This window comes from Betaproteobacteria bacterium, from assembly GCA_009377585.1.
Classification (GTDB): Bacteria; Pseudomonadota; Gammaproteobacteria; order Burkholderiales; family WYBJ01; genus WYBJ01.
On sequence record WHTS01000005.1, the window covers coordinates 97,251 to 112,724 of the forward strand.

Sequence of the window (15,474 nt, forward strand, 5' to 3'; positions counted from 1 at the left end):
GCAGGAAAGCGGCGAACATGCCCGCTGCGATGCTACGAGGTGGCGACGGAACGTCCGCACAGCTGCCGACGCGCAGGCTTCGACCTGGCCCGGATGTTTCACCAGGCCGGCCCGAGCCGTCAGCGTCGCAAGGCGGCGACAATGCCGCGCGTCATCTCGTCGAGCGAGCCGAACACGGTCGCCCCGGCTGCTTCCAGCGCCGTCTTCTTTGCGGCGTAGGTGCCGTGTGCGCCGTGCACGAGCGCGCCTGCGTGGCCCATGCTGACGCCTTCCGGGGCGCTGCGCCCGGCGATCAATGCGAAGGCCGGCTTGGAGAAACCGTGCGCCTCGAGCGCGTGCGCGAATTCTTCCTCTTCCGTGCCGCCGATCTCGCCGATGATCAGCACCGCTTCGGTCTGCGCATCGGCGCCGAAGAACGGCACCAGGTCGGCAAAGCGCACGCCCTTGACGGGGTCGCCGCCGACACCGACCCATACCGACTGGCCGATACCGTGCTGGACCAGGCGATAGCCCGATTCGTACGACAGCGTGCCGCTCTTGGACATGATGCCGAGCGGGCCCGGCGCCAGGGTGGTATCGGGCAGAAAACCGAGCTTCGCTTCGCCCGGCACCGCCATGCCCGGAGTCGACGCCCCGATCCAGGTAACGCCCTTGGCCAGGGTAAGCCGCTTGGCTCGCAAGGCGTCGTGGATCGGCATGCCTTCGGTCGGGGTGACGAGCATCTCGATCCCGGCGGCTATCGCTTCCTCGATCGCGGCCAGCAATTGCTCCGCGCCGACGAAAAGAATGCTGACTTTCGCACCCGTGGCGGCCACGGCTTCCGCGCACGTTCCGAACAAGGGAACACCGTCGATCTGCGTGCCCGCCGCGCGCGGCGATACGCCCGCCACGATATTCGTGCCGTACGCACGCATGAGCTGAAAGTGGCTGCGTCCGGCACGGCCGGTGACGCCTTGCATGATGACCGGCGTGCTGCGCGTGATGCGTGGATCGATCATCGCTTGCGCGCCTGCGCCGCATCGCCCTGTTTCGACAGCGCCACCCGCACCAGCGAAAGCGCCTTTTCCAGATCGGGCTCCACCGCGATCCCGGCCTCGCCGAGCACCGCGCGCGCCTCGTCGAGCCCGTTGCCCACCAGGCGGGTGACGACCGGTACCTTCAGCACCGGGGCTTCCTCGAGCGCCTGCACCAGCAGGCGCGAGAACTCGCCGAGGTGCGTGATTCCGGCGAACACGTTCACCAGCACGCAGCGAACGCTGCGGCCTTCGGCGATCCAGTTGAGCACCTTGACGAGCCGGCTCGCATCGCCGCGCAGTCCCCCGGTACGCACATCGAGAAAGTTGTAGGGCCGGATACCGCCGGCGCGCAACTCGTCGATCAGCATCATCGAAAGCCCGGCGCCGGTGGTGAGCAGACCCAGCTCGCCGTCCGGGTCCACGACCACGTAGTCAAATTCGTGCTGCGCCTTGAGCCAGGTTTCGACATAGGCATGCGAACGCGCTGCGAGCAGCGCGCGCACTTCCGGCTGGCGTCCGAGCGCATTGTCGTCCAGCACCATCTTGGCATCGCCCGCGAGCCAGCCGCCATCGAGTCCGACGAACAACGGGTTCACTTCCAGTAGCACGGCATCGCGACGCAGGAACATTTCGCCCAGCCGCGTGCCGGCTTCGGTGATCGCCTGACGGATGTGCTGCGGGGCCGAGGCAGCCAGCTCACCGACTGCGGCGGCAAGCGCCTGCGGTTGCGGCGCGACCAGCTTCGATCGCACCGCGCCGGAGGTTTCGATATCCACGCCGCCGCTGGCAGCAACGAGCACGCGCACCTCGCCGCTTGCGGGCGCGAGCATGAAGCCGAGATAGGCCTCATCCGCCCGGTCGCGCCGGCTCTCGATGCGGCACGCGCCCACGCCGTGGCCGCGATGGACCTGGCCGAGCATGCCGGCCACCAGCGCACGCAATTCGGCACGCGATTCGCTCGCGCGCACCAGCCCTGCCTTACCCCGACCGCCGGCCGGCACCTGCGCCTTGACGACCCAGGGTCCGGGCGGCAACACGGCTTCATCGACCGCTTCGGCCGATTCGACCAGGCAACCCTGCGGCACCGCAATGCCGACGGCATCGAGCAGCGTTTTCGCGTCGTGTTCGAGCAGATACATCTCAATGCCCCTCCTGATTAGCGATGGCGCTAATCAGCATGCCTCTTGAGCGGGGTGCGCGCTTGCGGGCGACGCAGCGCGCGCATGAGCGGCGCGAGATCCGGCGAACGATCCAAGGCAAGCAAGGTGCCAGCGAGCTCGCGCGCTTCGGCACGGCTCATGCCGGCGAGCGCGACGTTGGCGCAAAATTTCTCTTCCAGCTCCTGCGCGGTGAGCGGCGCGTCCGGATGACCCTTGGCCTCGGCCGCCTGCACGCTCACGCGCCCGAACGGGCCACTCGCCTCGATCTCGCACGCGCCCACATCGCGCGCGGCGCTGCCGGCAATCGGTTCGGCGTGGATGCGCTCGATCCACGCGCGTACTGGCGGCCGCGGCGGCACGTCGTCGAGGAGATGGATCGGCCGCACCGCGCCGTGACAAAGGGCGACAGCCACGGTCCAGAAGACACTGAACTGCGCATCGAGCCAGCGTTCGGGGGTGAGTCGAAACGCTTCCCGGCGCCCGACCACGTCGTGCGCCTGGCTTCCCATCCGCACTTCGATCGCCTGCACCCGATCGAGATCGGGACCGAGCTTCTCACGCAGCGCGAGCGCCGCGCTCACCGCCGGATGTGTCAGCCGGCACGACGGATACGGCTTGATCGACAGGCGCGCCGCCTCGTATTGCTCGCCGAGTGCCTGTAGCGCACGATCGGGCTCGAAGCGGCCGCGCAGGTAGACGCGCGCGAATCCATCTTCGCCGGTGAAAGGCGCCTCCACCCCGCTCAGGCCGCGCTGCGCCATCAGCGCGGCTTTCAGTCCGTTGGCCGCCGCGATGCCCGGCTGCAAATGCTTGGTCGCCGCCCCCTCGCGCGATGACTGGTGATTGCCGCTCGCGAAGCAATAGACGATGCCGAGCGCTCGGCGCCGCGCCTGCTCGTCCAGTCCGAGGACATGCGAAGCGGCCAACGCGGCGCCGAAGTGCCCGAGCAGCGCCGTGTAGATCCAGCCGCTTTGCACGAGACTCAGGTTGGTCGCCATGCCGAGCCGGCACGTGAGCTCGATGCCGCCGACGATCGCCTCCAGCAGTCTTGCCCCGGCTACGTCGCCCCGATATTCCGCCGCCGCCAGTGCGGCGGGGATCGCGGCTGCACCCGCATGCAACACGGCTTCGTCGTGCGTATCGTCCAGCTCCAGCACGTGACCGAAGTAGCCGTTGGCCATGGCGGCGCTCCAGGGCGAAGCGCGCTGCCCGCCGGTGACCGATGCCGTGTGCCGGCCGGCATCGTCGAGCAGGACTTCGAGCCACGGCGGCAGTCCCACCGCGGCCCGCCCCGCAATCATGTCGCCGGTGAAGTCGAGCAGCTCGTCGAGCGCCGCGCGCTGGAGCTCGGCGCCGAACGCATTCCAGTCGAGCCCGCACGACCAGTGTGCAAACGCACCTGCGACGGCATCGTCGCTGCGCGCGGTCGATTCGTGCGAGCTCAAGGGCTGGTCTCGGGCAAGTGGCGGGACGACATCGAACAGCTTGCGCAGCCGACTGGCGCACGTGGCGCTAGAGGCATGCGAGCGAGTATAGCATCGTGCTTGCGCACGCCTCGACTCGTGTGGCGCGTTGCGGCGAGCGCGCTCGGGGCGCATGCTAGAATCGAAACGCTTTTCCTCCCCTCACATATTCGATTCCACGAACAGGAACCATGGGTGTCCGCCGCGCCCCATGAACTGACGGAGACTTCAGTGGACTTCACCCTGAGCGACGAGCAACGCGAGATGATCGACACGCTGCGCAAGTTCCGGCAAAAGGAGCTCGCGCCGAAAGCGATCCGGTGGCTGAACGGCGAGTACCCCTACGAGAATCTCAAGCAGCTGGCGCAGATGGGCATCCTCGGCATGTCGGTGCCCGAAGAGTACGGCGGCTCCGGCGCCAGCGTGCTCGATGCCGTGCTCGCCATGGAGGAGATCGGCAAGAGCTGCTACGTCACGGCGCTGGCTGCGCTGGGCGAGATCGGCGTGCAGACGCGCATCATCAGCGAATACGCGCCCGAGCCGCTCAGGAAGAAATGGCTGCCGAAGATAGCCAGCGGTGATTTCATCCTCGCCATCCTGCTGACCGAGCCCGATGCCGGCACCGACGTGCCGAACTACCGCACCAACACCGAGATCAAGGGTTCGAAGGCGATCGTCAACGGGCAGAAAACGCTCATCTCGCGCGCCGACATCGCGGACCTTATGATCGTGTTCACGCGCGTGAACGGTGTGCCGGGCGCAGCCGGCATCGGCTGCGTCATCGTCGAGAAGGGCGCCAAAGGCTACAGCGCCGAGGGCAAGTACCACACGATGGGCGGCGAGCACCTGTGCGAGGTGCTGTTCGACAACGTGGAAGTGCCCGCCGAGAACGTGATCCTGCGCGACAACGGCATGAAGAAGCTGCTTTCCGCCTTCAACATGCAACGCTGCCTCAATTCCTCGATCTGCCTCGGCATGGCCGAGGGGGCGCTGGAGGAAGCGGTCAAGTACCTGCGCGATCGCAAGGCGTTCGGCAAGCCGATCGGCGACTTCCAGGGCATGCGCTGGAAGGCGGCCGACATGATGATCGAGATCGAAGCCGGCCGCGGGCTGCTGTACCGCGCGGCGGTGAGCGGCAACCCGTTTCCCGATCCGACCATGGCGGCGATGGCGAAGATCTATTGCAACGAGATGGCCATTCGCGTCACCAGCCAGGCGGTGCAGGTGCACGGCGGCTATGGCTACGTGGACGAGTTCGCCGTGTCGCGGTTGTTCCGCGGCGCGCGCTTCGGCAGCCTCGGTGGCGGCACCACCGAGACGCTGCGCAACCTCGTCGGGCGCAAGGTGGTCGAGCACATGGATCTCGCCACCGGCGTCCACAGCCTGAATTTCGTCTGAGGCGAACGCTGCACTGCAGTCGCTCGAGGCTGCACATGGATTCGACGCTTTGTCCTTCCATGCCTGACCAACTCCCGGAGGGAGAGGGCAGCGTGTAGCGGACGGCCGCTCCGTAAGCTGAGGCTCGAAGGATGGCCTGCGCACCTCGCATCGATCGCCGCCTGTCGGTCGCGCCCATGATGGACGTGACCGATCGGCATTGCCGCTTCTTCCTGCGCCAGATCTCGCGTCGCACCCTGCTTTACACCGAGATGATCACGACCGGCGCGCTCGTCCATGGCGACGTCGACCGGCACCTGCGCATCCATCCCGACGAGCATCCGGTCGCGCTGCAGCTCGGCGGGTCGGAACCCGAAGCGCTCGCGCATTGCGCACGACTCGCCGAGCGCTACGGCTACGACGAGGTCAATCTCAACATCGGCTGCCCGAGCGAGCGCGTGCAGCGGGGTGCGTTCGGCGCCTGCCTCATGGCCGAGCCGGAGCTTGTTGCCGACTGCATGCGTGCGATGCGGGAAGCATGCAGTCTCCCTGTTACCGTCAAGCATCGGATCGGCATCGACCGCATCGAGGATTACGGTTTCATGCACCGATTCGTCGAGACGGTCGCGGCAGCCGGCTGCCCGACTTTCGCCGTGCATGCGCGCCATGCCATCCTGAAAGGCCTCACACCGAAGGAGAACCGCGAGATCCCACCGCTTCGCTACGGCGAAGTGCATCGGCTGAAGCAGGACTTTCCCGACCTGGAGATCGTCATCAACGGTGGTCTTCGCACATGGCCGGAAATCGACGAGCAGCTCGCCACAGTCGATGGGGTCATGATCGGTCGCGCCGCCGACAACGATCCATGGCTTCTGGCCGAAGCCGACACCCGCGTCTTCGGCGGGGCCGACCCGCAGCCCACGCGCGCGCAAGTGATCGCCGCGGTCGCGCGCTACGCCGAAGCCGAAATCGCGCACGGCACGCCGTTGCGGCATATCGTGCGCCACATGTACGGGCTCTATCGCGGCCGCCCGGTGGCGCGGCGCTGGCGGCAGATGCTTTCGGATACGGCGGGGCTGCAGGCGAACGATCCGCGGCTGCTGTGGCGCGCGCTCGAAGCGATCGAACAGCGCGAGTTCGTCGTTACTGAGGCCTGAACGCCGTCCGCGATCGGAAACCACACCACCCCGCCTCCTTCGCCAGCACCCCTCCTCATGAGAGGAGGGGAAAAATGCAGCTTCCCCTCCTTACCAAGGAGGGGCGGGACGCGACAACGTCGCGGACGGGGTGGTCACGAATCGCATCGCCCGGTGCTCGCCTGCACGAACGCACGGCTACATCGCAACGACCCCACGTCCGATCTCGATCACGCGTCCCGAAACGAAAATCCGCTTTTCTTCATCGACCCGCAGTCCGAGCCGGCACGCCCGCCCCAGATGATCGCCCTGCATGACGATCGCATTGAGCGGTAGTCGCTCTCCCTGGGCGATGAACCAGCCACCCAGGTTGGCGCACGCCGAGCCGGTTCCCGGATCCTCGGTGAGGCCGCCCTGCTTCTCGAAGAACAATCGCACCCGGATGCGACTCGCATCCTCGCGCGCCCAGACATAGGCGAGCCCGCGCCGCTTGGCTCCGACGCACTCGGCCACGAGACGTTCGACATTCGGCCGGCAGCGTTGCACCGCGTCGGCAGACGCGAGCGGCACGATCAGCTGCTCCGAGCCCGTGTCGACCCACAACGCCCCGTCGCGCACATCCGATGGCTCGATGCCCAGAATGCCGGCAACCTGGCTGCGTGACAAACCCGCATCACGCCACGTCGGCTCGTTCGCCTGCAGTGTCCACCGCTCGCCCTGGGCCTCGACCGGGATGACACCCGCCTGCATCTCGAGCGCGACTCGATCGCCGCAACCCGAGAGGCTGCGCACGACATGCGCACTACCCAGCGTGGGATGACCCGCGAAGGGCATCTCGAAGCTCGGCGTGAAGATGCGAACGCGCCGGGTCGCTTCCGGGCAGGCCGGCGGCAGCAGAAACGTCGTTTCGGAGAGATTGAACTGCAGCGCGAGCGCCTGCATGGTTTCGGTGTCGAGCGCGCTGCCCTCCTCGAACACGCACAGCGGATTGCCGCCGAGCGACGTCTCGGCAAAGACGTTGACGATGCGAAATCGCAGCTCATGCGCCATGACTGCTCCCTGCGAAACAGGCCGCGTCCATTGTAGTATGAGGCTCTTCGTACCGGAGAGAGCCCTCATGCCCAGCGCCCGACTTTTGCCCGATCTGGAAATGCACTACCGGGTCGACGACTTCACCCATCCCTGGACCACGCCCGAGACGATCCTGCTGCTGCATGGCAATGCGGAGAGCGGAGCGGCCTGGTATCGTTGGGTGCCGGTGCTCGGGCGGCGCTTTCGCGTCGTGCGGCCCGACATGCGCGGCTTCGGTCAATCGACGCCCATGCCGCGCGATTTTCCGTGGTCGCTCGATACGATCATCGACGACTATTGCCGCCTGCTCGATTCGATCGCGATCGAGCGCGTGCACCTCGTGGGCGCCAAGATCGCGGGCGTGATCAGCCGCGCGTTTGCCGCACGCCGGCCGCATCGGATCACAACGCTCACGGTGGTCGGCTCGCCGCCGCCGCTGCGCAAGGGCGCCGACAAGATCCCGGAGCTCACGCGCGAATTCGAAACGCTGGGCATCGAGCATTGGGCCCGGCGCAACATGGCGGGCCGCCTGGGCGACGAGTTTCCGCCGCAGGGAATCGACTGGTGGACGCGCTTCATGGGTCGCACCGCACTTTCCACCGAGATCGGCTTCAACGCCGCGATCAATTATTCGGACATCCGCGCGGACATTCCGAAGATCCGTTGTCCCACGCTCGTCATCACCACCGAAGGCAGCGGGCTCGCCTCGGTGGAGGAGACGCGTGCCTGGCAGGCGCAGATCGCCGATTCGCGTCTGCTGGTTCTTCCGGGCAACTCGTACCACGTCGCCGCGAGCCATCCGGAGCGCTGCGCCCAGGCCACGCTCGACTTCATCGACGAGGTGGCGGCGCGCGGACGCTGAGCACACTGCTCCGCGATATCCGAGGTCCCTTTCGAAATCCCTATGGGGTCCGATATCCCCATAGGGTCTTGTTATTCACTTTCGCGACGCAAGAAGCAAGACCTGACCCCGGGCCACTACGGCTCACCGTTCGCGCGCGTCGCATGCGGCATCGTCAGTGCATCCTGCAACGAGACGGTAGTGCGAGACCACTGGAAACGGATCGTAGAAGTGGTGCAGCAGACGCTTCCACTCGGCGTATTCGGGCGAGCGGCGAAAGCCGACTTCGTGTGCCTCGAACGTCTCCCAGCGCACGAGGAGCACGTATTCGTTCAGGCGCTCGAAGCAGCGCTGCAGCTCGTGCGACAGGTATCCTGGCATGGAGGCGATGATCGCCTGTGCCTTGCGAAACGACGTCTCGAATTCCGCTTCCGTGCCGGCTCGAACGCTCAACGGCGCCACTTCGAGGATCATGTTGTTCTCCTGCTATCGGCCAGGAAAGCTACCAACTCACGTGTCCGTGGTGAAAACTTCGCAAGCACATCGTCCTCGATCAAATGAAGTACCCGCATCTGAACAAGTTGTTCCACCATCCTGGAGCGTCGCGCGTCGTTGAACGCCCGAGCGAGCTCTTCGTCTCGATCCTCGATTCGACGATAGAGGTTGAGGTACCGCTCATGAAAGGACCCGTCTGATGTGGACGCAAGCACTTTCACCTCATTCAGGACTCGCTCGCAGAAGCGTTCAAGCGCGACTTCGCGAAGCGCACGAAAAAGCTTCCAATCGGTTTCCGGTATATCGTGGAGCATTGGGGGCAGTCCGGCAGCTGGGGTCTCCAAAGGGGTCAGGTCTTGCTTGTTGCAGTGTCAGTCAGTCGACGACAACTGGCAGAGCTGCAACAAGCAAGACCTGACCCCACCCGATCATTTCGACTGGAACTGAGCGAACACCTCCGCCCCGGTCAGGTTCGTCGTCGGATTGGCGAACGCATAGAATTCGGGCTTCTCGTCGATGAAGATCTGATGCGTGAGCGCCCACGGCTCGCCATCGCCAAACACGCCCGCCGGCACGAAGTAGCGTGGACCCTGCTTGAGCCGATAGAAAAGATGCGTCCCGCATTGGCGGCAGAAGCCGCGCTCGGCCCACGCCGAAGACGCGTAGACCGAGACGTTGTCCTCGTTCTCGATGCGGAAGTCGGCTCCGCAGTCGACCGCGAGCAGCGGACCGCCGCCCCACTTGCGGCAGATCGTGCAATGACATGCGGCCACGCTGTCGTCCTGGATCGTGGCCGACACACACACCGCGCCGCACAGACAGCTTCCCTTGCGTTCCTTCGCACTCGTCATGGCGTTCTCCTTTCAACCGACTCACGCGCACCAGCGTCGAGAAACACCTCACACGCTATGGCGCACGCGCGCATACAGCACCGCATCGATCACCTGGCCATCCTTGAAGACGCTGCGCCGAAGCAGGCCTTCGCGCTCGAAGCCGCATTTCTCCAGCACGCGCATCGAGGCCGGATTCCACGCGAACACGCGTGCTTCCAGGCGCTCGATATCGAAGTCTCCGAGCACGAAATCCGACGCCGCCCGACAGGCAGCGCTCATGATGCCGCGGCGCCAATAAGGCTCGCCCAGCCAATAGCCGAAGTGGGCCGATCGCGCGTCCACCCTTGCAGGGCGCGCATCGGCATGCAGGCCGATGCCGCTCGGCCGGCGCGAACCATGGTTCGCCAAACCCCGGCCTCGCCCTTCGCCCGGCTCCGCGCCGATGCCGCCCACCGTTTGCCCCTCGACTTCGATCGCCCAGTGCATTCGTACGGGCATGCGCTCCAGAATCTCAAACCAGCGATCGGCGTCGGCCTCGGTGTACGGATGCGGAAACTTGTGGGTGAGGTTACGCCAGATATTGCGATTGTTCGCCACGCGCAGCAGCGCCGGCTTGTCGGACCGGTCCCAGTCGCGCACCACGCAAAGCCCGCAATCGAGTCGCATCGGTTCAGACTCGGTTCGCCACGATCATCGTTCGTACGACGATCAATCGCCGGCTCGACCGGGCGGATTCGCTTCGAACCAGCTCGCGATGGCGGGCATGTCGCGTTCGAATCCGCCGGGTACCGAAAAGTTGAGCACGCCCGCGCGCGCGCCGCCACGATTCTCGAAGTCGTGCGTGACCCCACCGGGCACCAATACGAAGCTGCCCTTGGGCGCGTCACTCCATTCGCCGTCGACGGACACGCTCATCGTACCTTCGATCACGTAGAAGACGTCATCCTCGGCATGCGAATGCGGGCCCGGCCCCTTCGTGTGCGGCTCGAGCCACCACTCCGAGATCGAGTAGCGCGATGCCGTCTCCTCGCCATCAGCCTTGAAGACCGCAGCGATACGACCCATGGCGTAGGCACGCCCTGCACCCGGGGCAAGGACGACGGCTTTGCTCGACGCGGGTTTCCGGGAATGTTGCATGAGACGCTCCTTGCTGCAATCGAATCCGACGCGGATACGTTAACCGGCAGGTCCTAAATCTACGCTGTAGGCCTGCTCCACCACATTACGCCCGATAGAACCAATCGGCCACTTCGTGCCGATTCCACACCCCGCCGACGCCCGCACCGATGAACATCAGGTCACGCTCCCTCGGCGAGCAATGAGCGCAACCCAGTCGATACGTAGAGCCGCCCGAGCCCGTCGATCAGGACGTTGCTCGATCTCCCCTCGAGCCACGGGTCAGGGCTCCGGGTCAACGGATAGGCTTTTGAAGTTGGTTTCGCTTTCAAGGAAACTCTGGAAGAACGCAGCACATTCATCGCCTTCGGTGAGTTTTTCGCGACCCAACAGCTTCTCGACAAACGAGCGATGCTTAACGATCTGCAACACCCACTCGCGCTCTCCATTCTCTTCGTCCGATGCACTGGCACCGAGCGTATAGGGACGACCATCGAAGACTACCGATGAGTACCACCCCCAGTCCTCGGCATCCGGTTCGGAAACCTGGACACGTGGAAGCGCCCTTTTCCGCAGCCACAGCAATAGGGATTCACCTGGTATCGGATTGATCGGATTCGGACGCTCTTTTGCAACGTCGAACAATGACGTGGTGAATCGTATGACGCGCGCCATCGACATTGCGATCCTCAACGTCCCGCTTCATCAGCGCTCAACCGGCAAGCGAAGCACCGCCGGTTGAGCGCCCGGCAAGAACGACGGTTGGGCATCACTCCCATACAGTGCAACTGAGGTCACCCTCTTTACAATTAGCCAACACGGTAAGCTGTTGGAGGCGGGCACGAGTCATAGTGGCAAGGCAAGTGTTCAACATCAAAGGATAGACACTGCCGCCCCTTACGCCAGAACTCTCGAAACTACAGGACAAATCGCGAAATTTAAGCCAGGCAAGCTGAGCATCTCGAAGCTGGCGCTTCCGGTCTTCGCTCAATCGTGCCCAGTACTCGTTGTAAAGCATGGTCAACTCACGGTCGGCCTTGGCATAGTCGTGCGAAGCACACTGATTCATTTCTACCTGGGTTTGCAGTTCGCCGCAGTTCGCAGAAGCAGCCGTGTCCGTTACTTCGAGCATCAGCACGATAGCGATTATCGTCGATGGACGCATGAACTACCTCGCCCCTTCGCGTGACGCCCAACGATCGGGCATAACCTGCCGGACAACAGCAAGCGAAGCGCCGCTGTTGGACGGTCAGGTTCATGCGCTTGTTGCCTAAAATCGCTCTCGTGCACTTTGACCATCGCGCGGAATGACTGATTATGCGATATCGCTCAAACGGTGAATTCCGGCCGAATCAGATTCTCGAACGAGAAGATCTCGTCCCACCGCTCCGGAGTGAGCAGCCTCCGCTCCTCCACCACGATTTGCTGCAGCGACTTGTTGTCGCGATAGCCCTCGCGCGCGATCTCGGCGCACAGCTTGTAGCCGAGAATGGGCTTCAACAGCGTAACGATGCCGAGCGAGTTGAGCACCATGTCGCGCGTGCGCTCGGCGTTCGCGGTGATGCCTTCGATGCAGTTCGCGCGCAGGTTGTTGACGGCGTTCTCCATCGCATTGATCGACAGGAACAGCGAAAAGGCAATCACCGGCTCCATGACGTTGAGCTGCAGCTGTCCCGCCGAGGCGGCAAGCGTCACGGTGGTATCCAGGCCGATGACGAGGAAGCCCGCCTGATTGACCACTTCCGGAATCACCGGATTCACCTTCCCCGGCATGATGGATGACCCAGGCTGCATCGGCGGCAGGTTGATCTCGTTCAACCCGCAGCGCGGGCCCGAAGCGAGCAGGCGCAGGTCGTTGCAGATCTTGGTGAGCTTGACCGCGGTGCGTTTGAGCACGCCCGAGAGCTGCACGAATACGCCGGTATCGGAGGTGGCTTCCACCAGATCTTGCGCGAGTATGAAATCCAGCCCCGTGAGCTGCGACAGGTGCTTGGTCGCGAGTTGCGGATAGCCGGGCGGCGCGGTGACCGAGGTGCCGATCGCGGTCGCGCCCAGGTTGATCTCGTGCAACAGCAGGCGCGACTCGGCGATGCGGCTCACTTCCTCGCCGAGGGTCGTGCCCCAGCCGTGGAATTCGTCGCCCATCGACATCGGCACGGCGTCCTGCAGATGGGTGCGTCCCATCTTGAGCACGCCAGAGAGCGCCTTTCCCTTGCCCACGAACGCTTCCTGCAGCAGCTTGAGCGCATTCGAATAGCTCGAAAGGCGCAGGATCAGCGCGAGCCGCAGCGCGGTTGGATAGACGTCGTTGGTCGACTGGCCGAAATTGACGTGATCGTTCGGGTTGACGTACTGGTACTCGCCTCTGGCATGGCCGAGATACTCCAGTGCCACGTTGGCGATAACCTCGTTGGCGTTCATGTTGGTCGAGGTGCCGGCGCCGCCCTGGATGAAGTCGGTGATGAACTCGTTGCGCAGCTCGCCGGCAATCAGCCGGTCGCAGGCGTGGATGATCGCCTCCGCGATCCGGGCGTCGAGCACGCCGAGGTCGCGGTTCGCCATCGCGGCCGCCTTCTTCACGTAGCCGAACGCCATCACGAAGTAGGGCTCCACCGAGGTGCGGATGCCGGTGATGCGAAAGTTCTCGCGCCCGCGCAGCGCCTGCACGCCGTAGTAGGCGTTGTCCGGGATCTCGCGGCTGCCCAGGAAATCGTGCTCGATGCGTGGCATTTTTTTCGCTCCTCGAGGATCGCATTGCCCGGCGCAGGTTTTCCCTCACCCCCGGCCCCTCTCCCGGAGGGAGAGGGGAGAGCGGAGCATTCGCTCATCGGGAAATCGAGAAATCCGCTATGCGGTTCGATTCTCCTATCGGATCGTTATAGGATACGCTGGGCTTGGGGTGCGATCTCGCCTGCGTCCGCGGAGTAGAATGGCCGCGCCGTCACACCCGCCCAACGTCGAGGAGAAGCCATGAAAATCACCGATGCCAAGGTACGTATCGTTCGCCTGCCCGCCGACGAGCCGCTCGCCGGAGGTCCTTCGGTCCCCGGCGCCGTGCGCGAGCTCGTCACGCTCGAGCTTCGTACCGATCAAGGCATCGAGGGCGTGGGCATCACCTTCTTCGGCGCGGCGATCACGCGGGCGCTGGCCGCGGCAGTGGAAGACCTGGCCGCGGCTGCCAAGGGTCAGGATCCGCTCAACATCGAAGGCGTCATCGGCAAGCTGCGCGCCGCGGCCGGCAATTCGGGCCCGGGCGGCATCCTGCAGCTGGCGCTGTCCGCGATCGACACCGCGCTCTGGGACATCAAGGGCAAAGCGTTGAGCCAGCCGGTCTGGGCGCTCGCCGGAGGCTACCGGCCGCGCGTGCCGACCTATGCCAGCGGCGCGCTCATGCGCACCTTCCCGCTCGATCACATCGTGAAGGCCGGACCGAAGCTCAAGGAAAAGGGCTTCCGGCAGATGAAGACGCAGCTCGGCGGCGGAGGCCTCCGTCCCGAGCAGGAAGTCGAGCGCATCAAGCGCATGCGCGAGGCCGTGGGCTTCGACACCGATCTCATGTGCGACATCAACCAGCTCTGGAGCGTGCACCAGGCGATCGACATCGGCAGCCGCATCGAATCCGAGCGCCTGTTCTGGCTCGAGGACGTGACCACGTGCGACGACTATGCCGGGCTCGCACGCGTCACGCGGGCACTGTCCACGCCGATCGCCGGCGGCGAGTACGTCTACGGATCCGTTCCGTTCCGGCACATGCTGGAAGCGCGCTCGGTGGACATCGTCATGATCGATCTGGTGCGCGCCGGCGGGCCGACGGGGCTGCTCAAGATCGCCGGCATGGCACAGGCGTTCAACCTGCCGGTGGTGAGCCACCTAGTGCCCGAATTCCAGGTGCACCTCATCGCCGCGATTCCGAACGGGCTCACGGTCGAATACATGCCGTGGTCGGCCGCGTTGTGGAAGGAAGTCCCGACGGTCGACAAGGCGAGCGGCGATCTCATCGTGCCGCAGAAGCCGGGGTTCGGGCTCGAGTTCGATCAGAAGGTGCTGGAGAAGTACGGCGCCACGTCCTGAGCCGACCCTACTTCACGACCTCGATATCGGTGCGCCCGGCAACCCGTCTCGCACGCCACGGCCTCGCCTCGGTCTGGTTGTTCATGCGCGCCGCGCCGGTGATGTGTCGCCGTCGATGCGACCCTCGTAGCGCGTTTGCGCGAACGCGCTGCCCGCCTCTTCGGTCAGCGTAAAAGTAATTCGGTCGCCCTCGAGCTTCATGTCGCGCAAGTAAGCGATGCTCGTCTTCGCGCTCGCGGTCCCGCTGATGAACTGGAACTTCTGCTCAACCTTCATCTCGTATTCGCGGGTGAAACCGATGCCGTCGTGATGCCAGCGCCACGTTCCCATTGCGCTAGCGGGCACGACCCAATAGTGGACCGTGAGCCCGTTGACCTGCGCGACCGCATCCGGCTGCCACTCACCCATGTGAAACGAATAAGTCACCACGCGCGAGCCCGGCTTCATCTGCCGCAGCAGTTGCGGGCGCACGCGCACATTGAGGTGCGGCGGCAGAAGGTAGGCCGTGAGCACCGAGGCGGGAGAAAGGTCGGTCTGGAACATGTCCTGCACCCGGAACTGCGCCCGATCGGAGATCCCGAGGCGTTGCGCCTCCTCGTTCGAGACCTGCACCAGGTCCTTGTTGAGATCGACGCCGAAGCCCTTCGCGCCGCGCTTGGCCGCGGCGATGACGATGCGCCCGTCGCCCGAGCCCAGGTCGATGACGAAATCGTTCGCCGTCACTTTCGCCATGTCGAGCATGAGCTCGACGACGGCCGGTGGCGTCGGCACCCAGACCACGTCCTTGCCCGGCATGCCGATCACGGGCTCGAAGACATATTCGGGCTTGGCCGCGGGCTGCTGCGCATGGGATGCCGGAACCGCGCACACGGCGAGCAGCGCACACGCGCGCAAG

At 64.9% G+C, this 15,474-nt stretch carries 16 protein-coding genes; 4 read left to right on the forward strand and 12 right to left on the reverse strand.

The features are described 5' to 3' along the window. Positions 1-119: 119 nt before the first annotated feature. From GEV05_03245 to GEV05_03255, 3 genes are read right to left on the reverse strand one after another with little or no spacing between them, the layout of a single operon-like run. Positions 120-998 (reverse strand): succinate--CoA ligase subunit alpha, encoded by an 879-nt coding sequence (locus GEV05_03245; GenBank protein ID MPZ42413.1) that lies wholly within the window; start codon positions 996-998, stop codon positions 120-122. Then, positions 995-2,155, reverse strand: a complete 1,161-nt coding sequence (locus GEV05_03250) for a hypothetical protein (GenBank protein ID MPZ42414.1) — start codon at positions 2,153-2,155, stop codon at positions 995-997. The genes GEV05_03245 and GEV05_03250 overlap by 4 nt, the downstream gene beginning before the upstream one ends. Positions 2,156-2,184: 29 nt before the next feature. Then, positions 2,185-3,774, reverse strand: coding sequence for a hypothetical protein (locus GEV05_03255; GenBank protein ID MPZ42415.1), 1,590 nt, complete (start codon positions 3,772-3,774; stop codon positions 2,185-2,187). Between the two features lie 96 nt (positions 3,775-3,870). Between GEV05_03255 and GEV05_03260 the strand changes: the two genes are divergently transcribed. Together GEV05_03260 and dusA are read left to right on the forward strand one after the other, a co-directional pair. Beyond that, positions 3,871-5,037 (forward strand): acyl-CoA dehydrogenase, encoded by a 1,167-nt coding sequence (locus tag GEV05_03260; protein ID MPZ42416.1) that lies wholly within the window; start codon positions 3,871-3,873, stop codon positions 5,035-5,037. A 131-nt stretch (positions 5,038-5,168) separates the two neighbouring features. Further along, positions 5,169-6,173 carry a tRNA dihydrouridine(20/20a) synthase DusA gene (dusA, locus tag GEV05_03265; GenBank protein MPZ42417.1) on the forward strand — a complete coding sequence of 335 codons (1,005 nt, stop codon included), beginning with the start codon at positions 5,169-5,171 and terminating at the stop codon, positions 6,171-6,173. A gap of 177 nt (positions 6,174-6,350) precedes the next feature. Here dusA and GEV05_03270 read toward each other — a convergent pair whose 3' ends face one another. Next, a complete protein-coding gene (locus GEV05_03270; protein MPZ42418.1) occupies positions 6,351-7,202 on the reverse strand; it encodes a PhzF family phenazine biosynthesis isomerase in 852 nt (283 codons plus the stop codon). Between GEV05_03270 and GEV05_03275 the strand changes: the two genes are divergently transcribed. Beyond that, positions 7,093-8,085, forward strand: coding sequence for an alpha/beta fold hydrolase (locus tag GEV05_03275; GenBank protein MPZ42419.1), 993 nt, complete (start codon positions 7,093-7,095; stop codon positions 8,083-8,085). The two genes, GEV05_03270 and GEV05_03275, sit on opposite strands and share 110 nt — an antisense overlap. Before the next feature lie 123 nt (positions 8,086-8,208). On the opposite strand, the gene GEV05_03280 is transcribed toward GEV05_03275, so the two are convergent. The 7 genes from GEV05_03280 to GEV05_03310 form a co-directional block, all read right to left on the reverse strand. Further along, a complete protein-coding gene (locus GEV05_03280; GenBank protein ID MPZ42420.1) occupies positions 8,209-8,538 on the reverse strand; it encodes an antibiotic biosynthesis monooxygenase in 330 nt (109 codons plus the stop codon). Positions 8,539-8,987: 449 nt separating this feature from the next. Next, positions 8,988-9,410 (reverse strand): GFA family protein, encoded by a 423-nt coding sequence (locus tag GEV05_03285; GenBank protein ID MPZ42421.1) that lies wholly within the window; start codon positions 9,408-9,410, stop codon positions 8,988-8,990. Positions 9,411-9,458: 48 nt separating this feature from the next. Next, positions 9,459-10,058, reverse strand: coding sequence for a GNAT family N-acetyltransferase (locus GEV05_03290; protein ID MPZ42422.1), 600 nt, complete (start codon positions 10,056-10,058; stop codon positions 9,459-9,461). 42 nt (positions 10,059-10,100) lie between these two features. Beyond that, the gene (locus tag GEV05_03295) at positions 10,101-10,457 is read right to left on the reverse strand and encodes a cupin domain-containing protein (GenBank protein ID MPZ42423.1); all 357 of its coding nucleotides are present in this window, start codon (positions 10,455-10,457) and stop codon (positions 10,101-10,103) included. Positions 10,458-10,790: 333 nt separating this feature from the next. Then, entirely contained in the window at positions 10,791-11,183 is a 393-nt protein-coding gene (locus GEV05_03300) for a hypothetical protein (protein ID MPZ42424.1), read from the reverse strand. Between the two features lie 94 nt (positions 11,184-11,277). Then, on the reverse strand, positions 11,278-11,673 hold the full coding sequence (locus tag GEV05_03305; protein ID MPZ42425.1) for a DUF1311 domain-containing protein: 396 nt from the start codon (positions 11,671-11,673) through the stop codon (positions 11,278-11,280). Positions 11,674-11,837: 164 nt separating this feature from the next. Then, the gene (locus GEV05_03310) at positions 11,838-13,238 is read right to left on the reverse strand and encodes an aspartate ammonia-lyase (GenBank protein ID MPZ42426.1); all 1,401 of its coding nucleotides are present in this window, start codon (positions 13,236-13,238) and stop codon (positions 11,838-11,840) included. Between the two features lie 240 nt (positions 13,239-13,478). Between GEV05_03310 and GEV05_03315 the strand changes: the two genes are divergently transcribed. After that, a complete protein-coding gene (locus GEV05_03315) occupies positions 13,479-14,579 on the forward strand; it encodes a hypothetical protein (protein MPZ42427.1) in 1,101 nt (366 codons plus the stop codon). A gap of 81 nt (positions 14,580-14,660) precedes the next feature. Here GEV05_03315 and GEV05_03320 read toward each other — a convergent pair. Then, positions 14,661-15,474, reverse strand: an 814-nt coding sequence (locus GEV05_03320) for a methyltransferase domain-containing protein (protein MPZ42428.1), incomplete at its 5' end; no start/stop codon positions are given.